Annotated in this window: 12 protein-coding genes; 2 read left to right on the plus strand and 10 right to left on the minus strand. The window is 64.9% G+C overall.

Annotated features, from left to right (window positions below; genetic code table 11):
• Positions 1–28 precede the first annotated feature (28 nt).
• Together AMB_RS10780 and AMB_RS25225 are read right to left on the minus strand one after the other, a co-directional pair.
• Positions 29–1,981, minus strand: a complete 1,953-nt coding sequence (locus AMB_RS10780) for a methyl-accepting chemotaxis protein (protein ID WP_011384533.1) — start codon at positions 1,979–1,981, stop codon at positions 29–31.
• A gap of 117 nt (positions 1,982–2,098) precedes the next feature.
• Complete coding sequence (locus AMB_RS25225) at positions 2,099–2,623, minus strand: YdcF family protein (protein WP_043744201.1); 525 nt, start codon at positions 2,621–2,623, stop codon at positions 2,099–2,101.
• A 36-nt stretch (positions 2,624–2,659) separates the two neighbouring features.
• Here AMB_RS25225 and AMB_RS10790 point away from each other — a divergent pair, with 36 nt between their 5' ends.
• Positions 2,660–3,343, plus strand: coding sequence for a class I SAM-dependent methyltransferase (locus AMB_RS10790; RefSeq protein ID WP_043744204.1), 684 nt, complete (start codon positions 2,660–2,662; stop codon positions 3,341–3,343).
• A 6-nt stretch (positions 3,344–3,349) separates the two neighbouring features.
• Positions 3,350–4,996: a tetratricopeptide repeat protein gene (locus AMB_RS10795; RefSeq protein ID WP_011384535.1), complete on the plus strand. Its 1,647-nt coding sequence runs from the start codon at positions 3,350–3,352 to the stop codon at positions 4,994–4,996.
• 58 nt (positions 4,997–5,054) lie between these two features.
• Here the strand turns inward: AMB_RS10795 and AMB_RS10800 are convergent, their stop codons facing one another.
• The 8 genes from AMB_RS10800 to had form a co-directional block, all read right to left on the minus strand.
• The gene (locus tag AMB_RS10800) at positions 5,055–5,294 is read right to left on the minus strand and encodes a YfhL family 4Fe-4S dicluster ferredoxin (protein ID WP_011384536.1); all 240 of its coding nucleotides are present in this window, start codon (positions 5,292–5,294) and stop codon (positions 5,055–5,057) included.
• A 151-nt stretch (positions 5,295–5,445) separates the two neighbouring features.
• On the minus strand, positions 5,446–6,285 hold the full coding sequence (gene bcrD / locus AMB_RS10805; RefSeq protein WP_011384537.1) for a benzoyl-CoA reductase subunit D: 840 nt from the start codon (positions 6,283–6,285) through the stop codon (positions 5,446–5,448).
• A 21-nt stretch (positions 6,286–6,306) separates the two neighbouring features.
• Complete coding sequence (gene bcrA, locus AMB_RS10810) at positions 6,307–7,599, minus strand: benzoyl-CoA reductase subunit A (RefSeq protein ID WP_011384538.1); 1,293 nt, start codon at positions 7,597–7,599, stop codon at positions 6,307–6,309.
• Positions 7,600–7,613: 14 nt separating this feature from the next.
• Positions 7,614–8,912: a benzoyl-CoA reductase subunit B gene (bcrB, locus tag AMB_RS10815; RefSeq protein ID WP_011384539.1), complete on the minus strand. Its 1,299-nt coding sequence runs from the start codon at positions 8,910–8,912 to the stop codon at positions 7,614–7,616.
• A gap of 4 nt (positions 8,913–8,916) precedes the next feature.
• The gene (bcrC, locus tag AMB_RS10820) at positions 8,917–10,092 is read right to left on the minus strand and encodes a benzoyl-CoA reductase subunit C (protein WP_011384540.1); all 1,176 of its coding nucleotides are present in this window, start codon (positions 10,090–10,092) and stop codon (positions 8,917–8,919) included.
• Between the two features lies 1 nt (position 10,093).
• The gene (locus tag AMB_RS10825; protein WP_011384541.1) at positions 10,094–10,873 is read right to left on the minus strand and encodes a cyclohexa-1,5-dienecarbonyl-CoA hydratase; all 780 of its coding nucleotides are present in this window, start codon (positions 10,871–10,873) and stop codon (positions 10,094–10,096) included.
• 1 nt (position 10,874) lies between these two features.
• Positions 10,875–12,008, minus strand: coding sequence for a 6-oxocyclohex-1-ene-1-carbonyl-CoA hydratase (gene oah / locus AMB_RS10830; protein WP_011384542.1), 1,134 nt, complete (start codon positions 12,006–12,008; stop codon positions 10,875–10,877).
• A 30-nt stretch (positions 12,009–12,038) separates the two neighbouring features.
• Positions 12,039–13,115 (minus strand): 6-hydroxycyclohex-1-ene-1-carbonyl-CoA dehydrogenase, encoded by a 1,077-nt coding sequence (gene had / locus AMB_RS10835; RefSeq protein WP_043744206.1) that lies wholly within the window; start codon positions 13,113–13,115, stop codon positions 12,039–12,041.
• Positions 13,116–13,337 lie beyond the last annotated feature (222 nt).

Below are 13,337 nucleotides of genomic sequence, written 5' to 3' on the forward strand. Positions count from 1 at the left end.
CTTGATACCATGCCCGATCTCGGCCGAGCTACACGGTCTTGACGCTGCCCAGGAAGGTTTCCACGTGGCGGCCCAGGCTGGTCCCCGCCACCTTCAGTTCGTCGGCCACCTTGAACATGGTGGACGCCATCTCCCCGGTCATATGGGCCGCCGACGAGACCTCGGAAATATTGCTGGTCACCTCCTGGTTCCCATTGGCGGCTTCCTGGACGTTGCGGACGATTTCCTGGGTGGCGGCGTTCTGCTCCTCGACCGCGGCGGCGATGGAGGACACCACCTCGTCGACCCGGCCGATGGCGACGCCCACCGCCTTGATGGCGGCCACGGCGTTTTGGGTGGAGGACTGGATGCCGCCGATCTGCTCGGCGATCTCGCTGGTGGCCTTGGCGGTCTGGGTGGCCAGATGCTTGACCTCGCCCGCCACCACGGCAAAGCCCTTGCCGGCCTCGCCCGCCCGGGCGGCCTCGATGGTGGCGTTCAGCGCCAACAGATTGGTCTGGGCGGCGATGTCGGTGATCAGGCCGACGATCTCGCCGATTTTCTGGGCGGCGGTGGACAGGCCCTCCACGGTGGCGTCGGCGGTGTGCACGCCGTCGACCGCATCCTGGGTGATGCGGGTGGTGTCTTGCACCCGCCGGCTGATTTCCTGGGTGGAGGCTCCCAGTTCCTCGGCGGCGCTGGCCACGGTCTGGATGTTGGAGGACGCTTCCTCCGCGGCGGCGGCCACGGCCGAACTTTGACGCGAGGTCTGCTCGGCAGCGGCGTGCAGGTTGGTGGAGGTGGTGTGGACACTCTCCACCGCGCCCTCGACCTTGCCGATGACGCGGCGGATCATCACGTCGAAATCGGCGGTCAGAAGCTCCCGCTTGTGCGAGCGCGCCAGCTGCTCTTCGCGAGCCGCCCTGGCCTCGTCCTCCAGCTTCTCCGAACGGATCAGGCCGTCCTTGAAGATCTGGACCGAACGCGCCATCTCGGCGATCTCGTCGTGGCCGTCGGCATAGGGAACCATGATCGCCCGGTCGCCGCCCGCCAGGGCGGTCATGACGCCGGTGATGCCGCGCACCGGTAGGACGATGGATCGGCTGATGACCCAGCTCAGGATCAGGAACGCGACGGTCGCGCCAATGGCGATGAACGTCGACAGCCCCACCACCAGGTTGTGAATGGCATCATCTTCGGCATCCACCTGATTGCCCATGGCAATGGCGAAGTCGGCGATCTTGTCGAAAGCCGGCGCGAAGCTGGCATAGGCGGAACTCATCTCCGCCACGGCCTTGCGCTTGCTCTGATCGGCGTCGATCATCTTGCCGATCGCCAAGGCATAGGCCTCGATCAGGGGGCGAAGCTCGGACTTTTGCGACGACGGCAGGTCGGAACGCTGGAGATTGTCCAGGAAGGCGGCGGCCTCGGCCTCGATCTTGGCGCGATATTCCAGGTTGCCGCGCAGAAGATAGTCCTTCTCGTGGCGGCGCAGCATCAGCATGTGATTGACGAGGTCTTGCCGTCCCTGGCCGGCGACCGCCTTTTCCACCTTGTGGACGGCGGTGCGCAGCTCTCCCTGAAGCCCCGATTCCTCGTCGAGTCCGGCGGTGGTCATGGCGGCCGCCACCGCATTCAGGTTCCGGACATAGGTTGCCATTCCGGTTTCGACGGAGCGGATGTGCGCGGCGGCCGGGGCCAACTCGGGCAGCCGTCCCATGGCGGTTGCCATGGCGATGGTCTCCTCGCCCGCTTTGGCCGCCATGGCGGCGTATTTGATCTCGTGGCGGATCAGCAGGTCCTTTTCGCTCCGGCGTGCCTCCAGGCTCTTGATCTGCAGAGCCTTGCTGCCGGCGGCGATATCGGCGAAGGCCTTCCGCCGGGCATCCATTTTATCCAGCGTCCCCAGGGACCAGAAAATCAGGGCCGCAAGCCCGAGAATCAAGGAAATACCCGTGGCGGCCATAGTGATGACGCGGGCATTGATCGAGACCTTGTTCATGGCCGGCGCCCCTTTTAATTAATACAAAAGGCATGTTGTGAGCGCTTGGACTTATGTCAAGGCGCTGGAGGTAATCGGTGTGACCACCCGGATACTTCAACCTTGCGTCGAAGCATTTCAGGCCATGTGCTTGAGCCGCTCGACCCGGATGATGGTCCAGGGCAGGGCGGCGGCTTCGCGCAGCCATGCCCAGTACCACTCGCGGGCCGGCAGGGTCCGGGGCCAGGCGGCGGATGGGACAACCGCCGGCCCCAATCGGCGAAAGACGTAGAGGGTGCGAGGCATGTGGCAGGCGTCAGTCACCACCAGCAGCCGCTTCCAGCCCTTCGCCTCGACCAGGGGCCGCGACATCAGGGCATTGCCGATGGTGTTGACCGAAGACGTCTCCACATGGACCCGTCCCGGCGGGATGCCGGAAGCCACGGCCAGATCCCGCATGACATGGGCCTCGGGTGTGGCGTGGCGCACCGGGCCGCCGCTCATCAGGAGGTGCCTGACGTGGCCCCCGGCGGCCAGCCGCACGCCGTGCTCGACCCTTCGGACCAGGGCCGGGCTGGGGCTGCCGTCGGGTCGCACCATGGCGCCCAGCACGATGGCGGCGTCAAAGGGCGCGACTGGGCTATCGACAGGAGCGGCGGACATCCCTTAACTGTAATCCTGGAAATCGAGGAGAGTGTCATGGATAAGCGCCGCAACACCGATGTCATCGTGGAGACCCTTGCCCTTAAAGGCAAGCGGGTCATCGATGTGGGCTGCGGCGACGGCGGTCTGGTGCGGGCGCTGGCCCGCTTCGGCGCCCATGTGCTGGGGGTGGAGTGCAGCCCGCGCCAGCTGGCCAAGGCCCGTGCCGCCGCCAAAGTGGCCGACGAGGAGATCGTCGACGGTGTCGGGCAGGCGTTGCCCGTCGACGACGAAAGCGCCGACGCGGTGGTGTTCTTCAACTCGCTGCACCACATTCCCATCGCCTTCCAGGCCAAGGCCCTGGCCGAGGCGGCCCGCGTGCTCCGGCCCGGAGGCGAGGTCTATGTTTCCGAGCCGCTGCCCTGGGGCGCCTTCTTCGAGGCAGTGCGGCCCATCGACGACGAGACCTGGGTGAGGGGGGCGGCGCTGTCTAGCGTCAAGGGCGCCTGGGTTCACGGTCTGGAGGAGGCGAGCGAGTTCACCTACCTTCATCCCATGGTGTTCAAGAGCTACGAGGCCTTCCGCGACAAGATCGTCTCGGCCAACGCCGAGCGCGAGGGCAAGTTCGAGGACCTCGACGCCGAGATGCGCGAGCGTTTCGCCCGGCTGGCGGCGCCCGCCGAAGACGGCGGCTTCGCCTTCGAGCAGCCCATGCGCGTCAACCTGCTGCGCAAGGAATAGGGGGAGATGAACAACGCGGTCTTGCTTCAATCCATGTTCCAGCGCGCGGTCCAGGCCTTCAATGGCGGCAATCTGGAGATGGCCGCCGCCGAATGCGAGCGGATGCTGGGGATTGATCGTCGCAACACGGCCGCCATGCACATCCTGGGCTCGGTCGCTTTCCGCCGCGGCGACCCTGCCGGGGCGGCCGACCTTCTGGCCAAGGTCGTCAAGCAGGACCCCGGACGAATTCAGGCGGTCATTACCCTGGGCGAGGCCCAGCTGGCCCTGTCGCGCTTTTCGGATGCGGCGGCGAATTTCCGCAAGGTGGCGGCCGCCCGGCCCGACGACCCGGTCCCGCACTATAACCTGGGGCTGGCGCTGCGCGGGCTCGGTCGCCTCGACGAGGCCGCCGCCGTCCTGGAACGATGCCGGGATATGGATCCGTCGGTGCCGGCTCCCTGGAATGTGCTCGGTGACATCCGCCGAGCCCAGGGGCGTTTGGATGAGGCGGTGACCTGTCTGGAACGGGCCATCCAATTGGATCCCGGCCATTCCATGGCCTACAACAACCTGGGCGTTGCCCTGCAGGCCCAGGATCGGACGGAGGAGGCGATCTCGGTGCTGGAGCGCGGCCTCGCGCTGCAACCTGACGACCCCGAGCTGCACTATTCCCTGGGATGCTCCTTGCAGGAGGCGACGCGGACGGCCGACGCCACCGCGTCGTATCGCCGGGCCATCGCCTTGCGCCCCGATTATGGAGCGGCCCATTGGAACCTTTCCCACTCGCTGTTGCGCGGAGGCGATTTCAGCGAGGGCTGGGCCGAATACGATTGGCGGTGGCAGACCGTCCAGACGGCGGATCGCCACCCACAGCCGCTGTGGACCGGTGATCCCGCCGACGGGCGGACCATCCTGCTGTGGGAGGAGCAAGGCCTGGGCGATACCCTCCAGTTTATCCGCTTCGCCCCCCAGTTGGCGGCGGCGGGATGGAAGGTCGTCGCAGTGGTGCAAAAGCCGCTCAAGCTGTTGCTGAGCAATCTTGCCGGTGTCGAAGTGTTGGCTCGGGGCGAGGCGTTGCCGCCCTTTGATGTCCATTGTCCACTCATGGGGCTGCCCGGTCGCCTGGGGTCCACGCCGGAGACCATACCGAGCCGGCCTTACCTCGCGGCCGAACCGGGCAAGGTGGCGGCCTGGCGGGAGCGACTGGTGTCCCAGGGGCTTCGTGTCGGCGTTGTTTGGCGCGGAAACCCGGACAACAAGCGCAACCCCTACCGATCCATGCCATCTCCCTTGCTGGCCGGTCTGCTGAATCGGCCCGACGTCCAACTGGTCAACCTGCAAAAGGATGCGCAGCGGGACGAACTGGACGCCATGGGCGCCGGTGCCAGGCTGTTTGACGCGACCTCGGATCTTACGGATTTCAGCGATACCGCCGCCCTGGTCGCCAGCCTGGATCTGGTCGTCACGGTCTGCACTTCGGTCTGTCATCTGGCCGGAGGGTTGGGGGTGCCCACCTGGGTTTTGCTCGATGCCAGAGCCGACTGGCGCTGGTTCGAGGGGCGCCTGGACAGCCCCTGGTATCCTTCGGCGCGTCTGTTCCGTCAGCCTTCTCCCGGCGATTGGGCGTCGGTGATGGCGCAGGTGAGCGAGGCCTTGCCCGGCTTTAAATGAAAAACCCCCGCCGGGTGGACCGGCGGGGGTTTTCCGAACCTTCGGCCGATGGCCCAGGTCAGCCGTGGATGGCCTTGTACTTGGCCAGCAGGGCGTCCTTGGTCTCGGTTTCGAACTGCACGATGCAGTCGGCCGGGCAGACCATCTGGCACTGCGGGCTGTCTTCGGCGCCGACGCACTCGGAGCAGCGGGACGCGTCGATCACATAGATCACGTCGCCAGCGGAAATGGCGGTGTTCGGGCAGGCGGAGACGCAGGCGTCGCAGCTGGTGCAGTCGTCGGTAATCTTCAGAGACATGGGTTTTTCCTCTCTCCTGGCAACCCCACTATGGGCCGCCCCGGCCCCCGCGTTGATCGCGGGTGACCGGGGCCGGATCATTCGAAAAGTCGGCGGTCCTTCCTCCTGACGCTTGGGCTCCAAGCGTCAGGAGGGGACCGCCGGGCGGATATTACGCCGCTTGACCCAGGCGGGCCAGCTTTTCGTGACGGAAGGCGCCCCACAGCGCGGCACCGATGGCGCCGGCATAGATGGAGTCCGGGTGGGAGACGGCCTTCAGGTTGACCTTCTCCTGCTCGGCCGCCTCGTTCAGAGCCGCCACCAGGCCGGTGTCGAGAGCCAGGCCGCCGGTGACCTGGACGATGCCGTCCACGGCGCCGATGGACTTCAGCAGCTTGGCCAGGCGCACCGCCATGGACACGTGAATGCCCTTGAGGATGTTCGAAGCCGAGATGCCGCGCGACACCATGTTGATGACGTCGGTCTCCGCCAGCACGGCGCAGATGGACGACACCTTCTCGGGGTCATCGGCCTTCATGGACAGCGAGCCGATTTCGTCCTGGGCGATGCCCAGGTAGCGGGCGATGTTCTCGAGGAACTGGCCCGAGCCCGAGGCGCACTGGCTGGTCATCTTGTAGGACAGCACCTTGCCCACGCCGTCCATGCGGATGGCGCGGCCGTTCAGGGCGCCGATGTCGAGCACGGCGCGGGCTTCCGGGTTGAGGTACAGGCCGCCGCGACCATGGGTGGTCATGGAGTAGAAGTGGCCGGTGGCGAAGCTGAGATTCTCGGCGTCGCCGGTGGAAGCCACATAGGCGACGTCCTTGCGGTCCACGCCGGCGGTCTTCAGCATGTGGTCATAGGCTTCGTTGGTCAGCTGGAAGGGGTCGCGGTTACGGATACGCGCCGTTTCCTTGCCCAGCCACTCGACCTTGTCGCCATTGACCTTGAAGACCACGGTCTTGATGCAGCCCGATCCGATGTCAACACCGGTAGTGATAAGTTCAGACATTGATGTCTCCTCCCTTCCCGATTAGTTGACGACCGCGCGGACGGCGAAGGTGGCCCCGCCGAGAGCGCCGGTGTAGATCGAGTCCGGGTCGATGTTGATGGTCACGTCGCCGTAGTTTTCCTTGATCAGCTTGCGCAGCTCGCGCACCGCCGCCTCGTTCTTGGCGACGCCACCGGTGAAGGTGAACTGGTCCTTGACGCCGCCGGCGCGCGACAGGATGGACATGGCGCGCAGGATGATGGCGCGGTGCAGACCGGCCAGAATGTCCTCGCGCTTTTCGCCCAGGGCCAGACGGTCACGCAACTCGGCGCCCGCGAACACGGTGCAGGTGGAGTTGATTCGAACCTGCTTGTTGGACTTCATGGCCAGCGGGCCGAGCTCGTGCAGGCCCATGTTCATCTCGTCGGCGATGTAGCCCAGATAACGGCCGCAACCGGCGGCGCAACGATCGTTCATCTGGAAGTTCTCGACGATGCCCACCGGGTCCACCTGGATGCCCTTGGTGTCCTGGCCGCCGATGTCCAGCACCGTGCGGGTGTCCGGGTACATCATGTGGGCGCCCAGGCCGTGGCACAGGATCTCCGAGCGGATGTGCTCCTTGGGGAAGGGCAGGCGGACGCGGCCGTAGCCGGTGCCGACCACGTAAGTCTCCTCCAGCGGAATGGCCAGGGCCGACTGCACCGGGGCCAGGATCGAGGACCCGGTCATGGTGCCCTTTTCCAGGGCGCGGACGAACTTGCCCTCCATGTCGCCGGCCGGCGGACGGTTTTCCACTTCGATGATCGACTTGTCGTAGACGTTGAGGATCAGGTCGAAGCCGAGACCGGCCTCCTTGCACACCGCCTCGCCGTGGCTCATGAACTCGGCGCCGGCCAGATCGCGGAAGAAGTCGGACTTGCGCTTGACGCCCGGCGCGTACTGGGCGGCCGAGCTGTCACGCAGGCGGGAGAAGGTGCCTTCCAGGGCCTCGATCACCACCTTCTCGCGGCCGGCGAAGCGCGGCCCCTTGATGTTGGCGATGCAGGTGTTCTGCAGGTCTTCCAACTGCTCCAGGAACTGGACGTGACGGAAGTTCCGCTCCAGATCCGACAGGATGTCGTCGACCTTGCCCGACACTTCCGGCACGTTCGACAGAGCGCGGCGGAACAGGGTCAGGCGGGTGTCGATCAGCGCTTCCTGCTTGGAAACGGCGGCCGCGGTGTCGTAGTTGGAGCGCGAATTGGTGATGCCGCGTCCCAGGATCTGGAGGTTCTCATCCATCACCACGGCTTTGGTGGTGGTGGAGCCCAGATCGATACCGATGAAACAACGCATTGTGTATCCCTCCCTTACGCGGCCACGGTCTTGGAACCGCCACCACGGCGCTTCTGCTCGATCATCTGGAAGTAGCTTTCCAGGCGGTTCTTGACGTTGGCCGCCGAGAAGTAGCGCGGATCGACCAGGTCGGTTTCGATGAAGGCGCCCGGACGGCCGGTGCGGCGCTCCACTTCCTTCATGATCATCAGCTGGCCGGCCGAGAAGCTGTTGCAGCTCTTGATCGAGTTGATCAGCAGGCCGTCGGCCTCGTATTCCTCGACATACTTGGCCAGCAGATCGACGCGGGTCGGCAGGTTGAGGTTGGTGTAGCAACCCAGGCAGTAATCGGCCAGCGACTCCAGGGGGTTGTCGGGATCGTGACGGAAGCCCTGGTCGTAGAGACCACCCACCTTGGTGTAGGAGGAGGCGACCACGATGGCGCCCTCGTCATAGAACATCTTCCAGAATTCGCGGAAGTTGGTCCAGTTGGGCGGGCCTTCGACGATCAGACGGTACTTCTGGTCGTTGAAGTAGGTGCCCTCGGGGGTCAGCGGACCCTGATGGTTCTCGATGCGGCCCTGAACTTCCTTGCGCAGCATCTCGTAGTAGGACACCGCATCCTCGGTCCCGCGGAAGGCGGTGAAGATCGGGCCGATGTAGTACACGCCGCCGAAATAGGCGTCGATGGGCGAGGGCTTGACCTTGCCCTGCTCCAGGCACCACACCAGGTTGTCCTCGGCCTTGGCCGAGTTGCGCAGGTACTGGCGCAGGCGGTCGATGTCGAACTTGACGCCCGAGACCTGCTCCAGGCCCGGAATGACCACTTCCTTGAGCTGCTTGACGATGTAGTCGCGCATGTTCTTGGTGGAGTGGCCGTCGCCCTCGTAGGGCACGTGCAGCATCAGGGTCGGGCACTTGTACTCTTCACGCAGCAGCTCGAACCACTTCATGAAGGTGTAGCAGCCGGTGTAGCTGAGCATCAGCACGTCGGGGTTGGGATAGGGCTTGCCGTTGGGGGCGATGTTGCCCTTGGACATCTGGCCGATATCCGCCTTCACATAGGTGCAGACGTCTTCGGAATGGCCCGACTTCTCGGCTTCCATGATGTAGCCGCCCGAGGCCTTGCGCATGCCGGCCTGGATGGCGTTGATTTCGGGCAGGTTGTTGACGATGTCGAAACACATCAGCAACTCGTTCAGGTTGCCCGGAACGAAGGTGGAGGACACTTTGCGGCCGGTTTCATGCTTGGACGTGATCGCGTCGTAATTGCGCGCGATCATGGCCTTCTGCATTTCCATCGACGGCTCTTTGACGGCTTCAGGCTTGCTCATGATGTCAGCTCCACAGCTTGATGGAATCGGCGAAGGTGCCAGCCTGCTCGCGGATCGGCTGCATCTGGCCAGAGTTTTCGGCGTACTTGAAAGCGATGTAGGGGATGCCGGCTTCCGACAGCTTGTTGCAGACCATGGGACGGTCCAGCAGGGCCGGGTCGCAGAAACTGGGGGTCGCGTAGATCACGCCCTCGGCGCCGCAGGCCTTGACCGCGTCCACATGGAACTGGCCCTTGACCTTGCCGTCGGGGACGTACTTGCACGAGGTCTCCACCGAGTTCTCGAGATAGGTCATGGCCAGGGCCTCCAGCGGATTGCCGGTGGTGGGGACATCGACCATCAGGAAACGGTTGTTCAGCGAGTAGTCGTCGTCGACCACATAGCAACCGGCCATCTCGATGGACTTGATCAGGTTCAGCGGCGGCTGCTCGCAGAACGAGCCGTAGATGGAGATGCGGACGTTGTCGCGCTTCGGCCGGTCTTCGTTGGCGGCGGCGGCCATGTAGTCCTTGAGCATCTGGTTGTGCTCTTCCACGTCCATCATCAGGCCGGCGCGCATCAGCACGTAGACCTCGGAGGTGGGGGCCAGCCAGGGCTGCTTGGCACGGAAGGCGTACACCTCGCGGATCAGGCGGCGGTTCTCATTGTAGAGACCGATGGAGCGCTGGATGTCGGCGTCGCTGATCTTGCGGCCGGTCAGAGTCTCCAGGCCTTCCTTCAGCTCGTGCAGTTCCTGGATGTAGTAGGTGCCGCCGATGGACTTGTCGTAGTTCTGGGGCGTGTCGAAGAACTTGGACCACACATTCGGAAACATCAGTTTCCAGATGCCCGAAAGGTTGCGGATCACGTCGCAGACGAACGGGAAGATCATGCCGTCGACGAAGTCGAGACGGTTGGTGACGCCCAGTTCGATGGTCGAGCGCGGAATGCGGCAGATGTAGCTCTGGTAGTAGGCGTCGCCGTGAATGACTTCCATCTGGTCGCCGCCGCCGAAGATGCCCAGCGGCAGGCAGCCCGCGGCGTGGATCATCTCGATGGGCGAGTAGACGGGCAGAAAGCCGATGACCTTGCGGCCGGGCTTGGCGTCCTTCCACTTGCGAGCATAGGTGAAGTTCAGGTCTTCGAACATCTCCTGGCACACGGCCATGATGTCGGCGACGCTTTTATTCTTTCCAGACATCCTATCGGTCCTCCCAAAGTGCCGGCCTCTTTTCGAGAAAGGCGTTCAAACCCTCGACTGCGTCGTGGGTGGCCATCAGGCCGTTGAGGTAAAGGGCTTCAACTTCGGCGATCTTGGCCTTGACCCGCTCGTTCATGCCGAGACGGGCGGCCTTGACCGCGAAACGCAGGCTTGCCGCCGAATGCTTGGCCGGGCCGTTGTCGAACCAGGCCAGGGCGGCATTTTCCGGGTCGTCCACCACGGCGTTGGCGATGCCGAGGCGGGCGGCCTCGGCGCCGTCGATGGAACGGCCGGAATAGAGCAGGTCCTCGGCCGCCACCCGGGGCATGCGCTCGGGCAGCAGGCACGAGGCGGCGGGGGCGAACACCCCCAGCACGATCTCCGGCTGGCCCAGCTTGGCGTCGGGCGAGACGAACATCATGTGTCCGGCCAGGGCGACTTCGAGCCCGCCGCCTAAGCACTGGCCGCGCACGGCGACCAGGATGGGCAGGGGGAAGTCGACCATGGCGATGACCAGCTTGTGCAGGCTGGCCAGCATGGCGGCGCACTGGTCGGGCATGTGCTCGGCCACCGAGGCGCCGAAGCTGAAATGCGGCCCTTCGTGGTCGATCAGCACGGCGCGGAGCGCGGAATCCTCATGGGCGTCGCCCAGGGCCGCGCTCAGCGCCGCGATCATCTCGGCGTCGACGATGTTGGCCTTGGGCCGCGAGAGGCGCAGCCGCAGCAGCTTCCCCTCGCGGTCCTTCCAGACCTTCAGGCAGTTGGAGATGCCTTCGGCCATGTCAGTGGCCCGCCTTGGGGATCAGGGACTCGATCAGCTCGGGCGTCCACGGGGCACCCTTGGCCAGGGCCTGGCGGAGCGCCACGAAGTCGATCTCGCGGTCTTCCTTGGGACCCTCGTTGAAGGCGCGGAAGCCGGTGCGGGCCTCGGTCATCATGTTGAGGCCCAGCCAGTCGCGGCTGTTTTCCTTGTTGGCGTTCCAGGCGTTCAGCTTGGGCTTGCGCAGTTCCTGGATCGTCTTGGTGAAGCAATCCGGGAAGGTGTGCAGGATCTTGGCGCAGATCTCCTCGACCTTGGCGTCCAGCAGGGACAGGTCGATGGTGCCCTTCTTCAGCAGCTCCTTGCCCGCTGCCAGCTCGGCGCCGGTCTTGGACTCGCCGTGGACGATCTTGCCGAACTCGTCGAGATAGCGGTCGGTGATCACCAGGGGGTTGGCGACGAACTTGCCGTCGACCTTCAGGGCCGGGACCAGATCCATGATGATGCCGGTGCGATAGGCCTTGTGGGCCGACCAGGGCTCGCAGAGCGAACCCGACACCATGGCCTGCTCGCAGCCGATCATGACGGGCAGGAAGTCGGTGGCGCCGCCGATGGGGGCCGAGCCGTGCTTGGGGCCGGCCTGACCGAACTTGGCCAGATCCTGGGCCACCGAGAAGTCGGCGGCCATGCCGATTTCCTGGCCGCCGCCGATGCGCATGCCGTTGACGCGGCAGATCACCGGCTTGTCGCAGCCCAGGATGGCCGAGACCATGTCGTTGAACAGCCGCATGTACTGGCGGTATTCCTGCGGGTTGCCGGCGTAGTACTCGGCATATTCCTTGGTGTTGCCGCCGGTGCAGAACGCCTTGTCGCCGGCGCCGGTAAACACCACCGACGACACGTCGCGGGCGTTGGAGGCGTCGCGGAACGCCATGATGACGCCCTTCACCATGTCGGTGGTGTAGGAATTGTACTGCTTCTGGTTGTCCAGCGTGATCCAGGCGTTATACAGGCCCTCGGCCACGGTGCCGTCGGCCCGCTTGGCCGGGCGCTTCTCGTACAGAACGCCGGGGACCACGGTGGTGGGGACCAGATTGTGATCGTTGAGGTGGGCGGGCGCCGTTGAATCGACGATGGCCGCGGTTTCCTTCTTCATGACCAGGACTCTCCCTCTCTTGAATTTCTTTTAGGCGTTGGGGCACAGGACGGCGCGGCGCGACAGCTTGTGGTCGTGCACGGCGGCGAACGTGTCGTTGATGCTGTCCAGCGGGCGACGCTCGACGAAGTTCTTCACGTTGATCTTGCCCGACAGGACCAGATCCAGGGCGCCGGGATACAGGTCCGGCGGGCAGCCCCAATTGCCCAGCGCGCGGGCATGGAAGGCCATCAGGTTGGACAGGCGGAACTCGGCCTTGTTCATGGTGTAGCCCACCACGCAGATGGTGCAGCCATGGACCATCAGGTCGAAGGCGCTCTGCTGGCCGGGAACGCTGCCCGAGCATTCCATGATGATCCACTCGGTGGAGCGCAGGCCCTGGGCCTTGGCGAAGGCGCCGATTTCCTTCTTGATCTCGCGGGTCGAGGGGAAGTCCTTGGGGTTCAGCGTCAGCTTGGCGCCCGCCGCCTTGACCGCTTCCAGCTTGACCGGGTCGATGTCCAGAGCCACCACGGTGGCGCCCATGGCCGAGGCCACCTGGACGGAATAGCCGCCCACGCCGCCACAGCCGATGACGATCACCAGGTCGCCCTGGCCGATGCCGGCCTGCACGGCGGCCTGATAGGGGGTGGTCAGCGCGTCGGCCACCACGGAGACCTCGGACAGCTCCAGGCCGGCAGCCTTCAGCCGGGCCTCGTCCACGGCGCACAGCCCGTTGGCGGGGACGGTGATATGGGTGGCGAAGCCGCCCTGCAGATCGTTGCCCGGCATCTTCTGCGAGCGGCAGATGGTGCCCTTGCCGCGCTTGCACAGGTCGCACTGGCCGCAGGGAATCACCGCCGAAATGATGACGGCCTTGCCGACCCAGCTTTCGGCGCCGGCGCCGGCCTGAATCACCCGGCCGCTGATCTCGTGGCCAAGCGCCAGGGGCAGGGCGTGGTTGGTGCGCACGCCGTTGTAATAGTAGTCCAGATCCGTGTGGCAGACGCCGCAGCCCGCGACCTCGACCAGCACCTCACCGGCGCCCGGCGCGGCGATTTCCATGGCTTCCTTCACCATGGGCTGGCCGACACCGGTCATCATCCAACGATAAGCGGAAATGCTCATTCCGTATTCCCTCTCTCTTCCCGTTATCTCCGACCCGCGGCACCGTCGCGCCATGGATCGCCCTGTATTATTCCGTAAATGCGTACCACAATACCGAATTAGCCGTCAAGTGCAGCTTGTGGGCTTGTCGTCCGACCCAAATGGGTGGTATGCACCTAGTCTCGTCCGCGTTGGAGAAGACGGTTCGCCGAATTCGCCTCGCGGTGCGTAAACCCCCTTATG

It is taken from the genome of Paramagnetospirillum magneticum AMB-1, assembly GCF_000009985.1.
GTDB lineage: Bacteria > Pseudomonadota > Alphaproteobacteria > Rhodospirillales > Magnetospirillaceae > Phaeospirillum > Phaeospirillum magneticum.

Coding starts and splice junctions, on each gene's coding strand:
- AMB_RS10780 (WP_011384533.1), bottom strand. CDS start 1,981: ATGAACAAGGTCTCGATCAATGCCCGCGTCATCACTATGGCCGCCACG.
- AMB_RS25225 (WP_043744201.1), bottom strand. CDS start 2,623: ATGTCCGCCGCTCCTGTCGATAGCCCAGTCGCGCCCTTTGACGCCGCC.
- AMB_RS10790 (WP_043744204.1), top strand. CDS start 2,660: ATGGATAAGCGCCGCAACACCGATGTCATCGTGGAGACCCTTGCCCTT.
- AMB_RS10795 (WP_011384535.1), top strand. CDS start 3,350: ATGAACAACGCGGTCTTGCTTCAATCCATGTTCCAGCGCGCGGTCCAG.
- AMB_RS10800 (WP_011384536.1), bottom strand. CDS start 5,294: ATGTCTCTGAAGATTACCGACGACTGCACCAGCTGCGACGCCTGCGTC.
- bcrD (WP_011384537.1), bottom strand. CDS start 6,285: ATGTCTGAACTTATCACTACCGGTGTTGACATCGGATCGGGCTGCATC.
- bcrA (WP_011384538.1), bottom strand. CDS start 7,599: ATGCGTTGTTTCATCGGTATCGATCTGGGCTCCACCACCACCAAAGCC.
- bcrB (WP_011384539.1), bottom strand. CDS start 8,912: ATGAGCAAGCCTGAAGCCGTCAAAGAGCCGTCGATGGAAATGCAGAAG.
- bcrC (WP_011384540.1), bottom strand. CDS start 10,092: ATGTCTGGAAAGAATAAAAGCGTCGCCGACATCATGGCCGTGTGCCAG.
- AMB_RS10825 (WP_011384541.1), bottom strand. CDS start 10,873: ATGGCCGAAGGCATCTCCAACTGCCTGAAGGTCTGGAAGGACCGCGAG.
- oah (WP_011384542.1), bottom strand. CDS start 12,008: ATGAAGAAGGAAACCGCGGCCATCGTCGATTCAACGGCGCCCGCCCAC.
- had (WP_043744206.1), bottom strand. CDS start 13,115: ATGAGCATTTCCGCTTATCGTTGGATGATGACCGGTGTCGGCCAGCCC.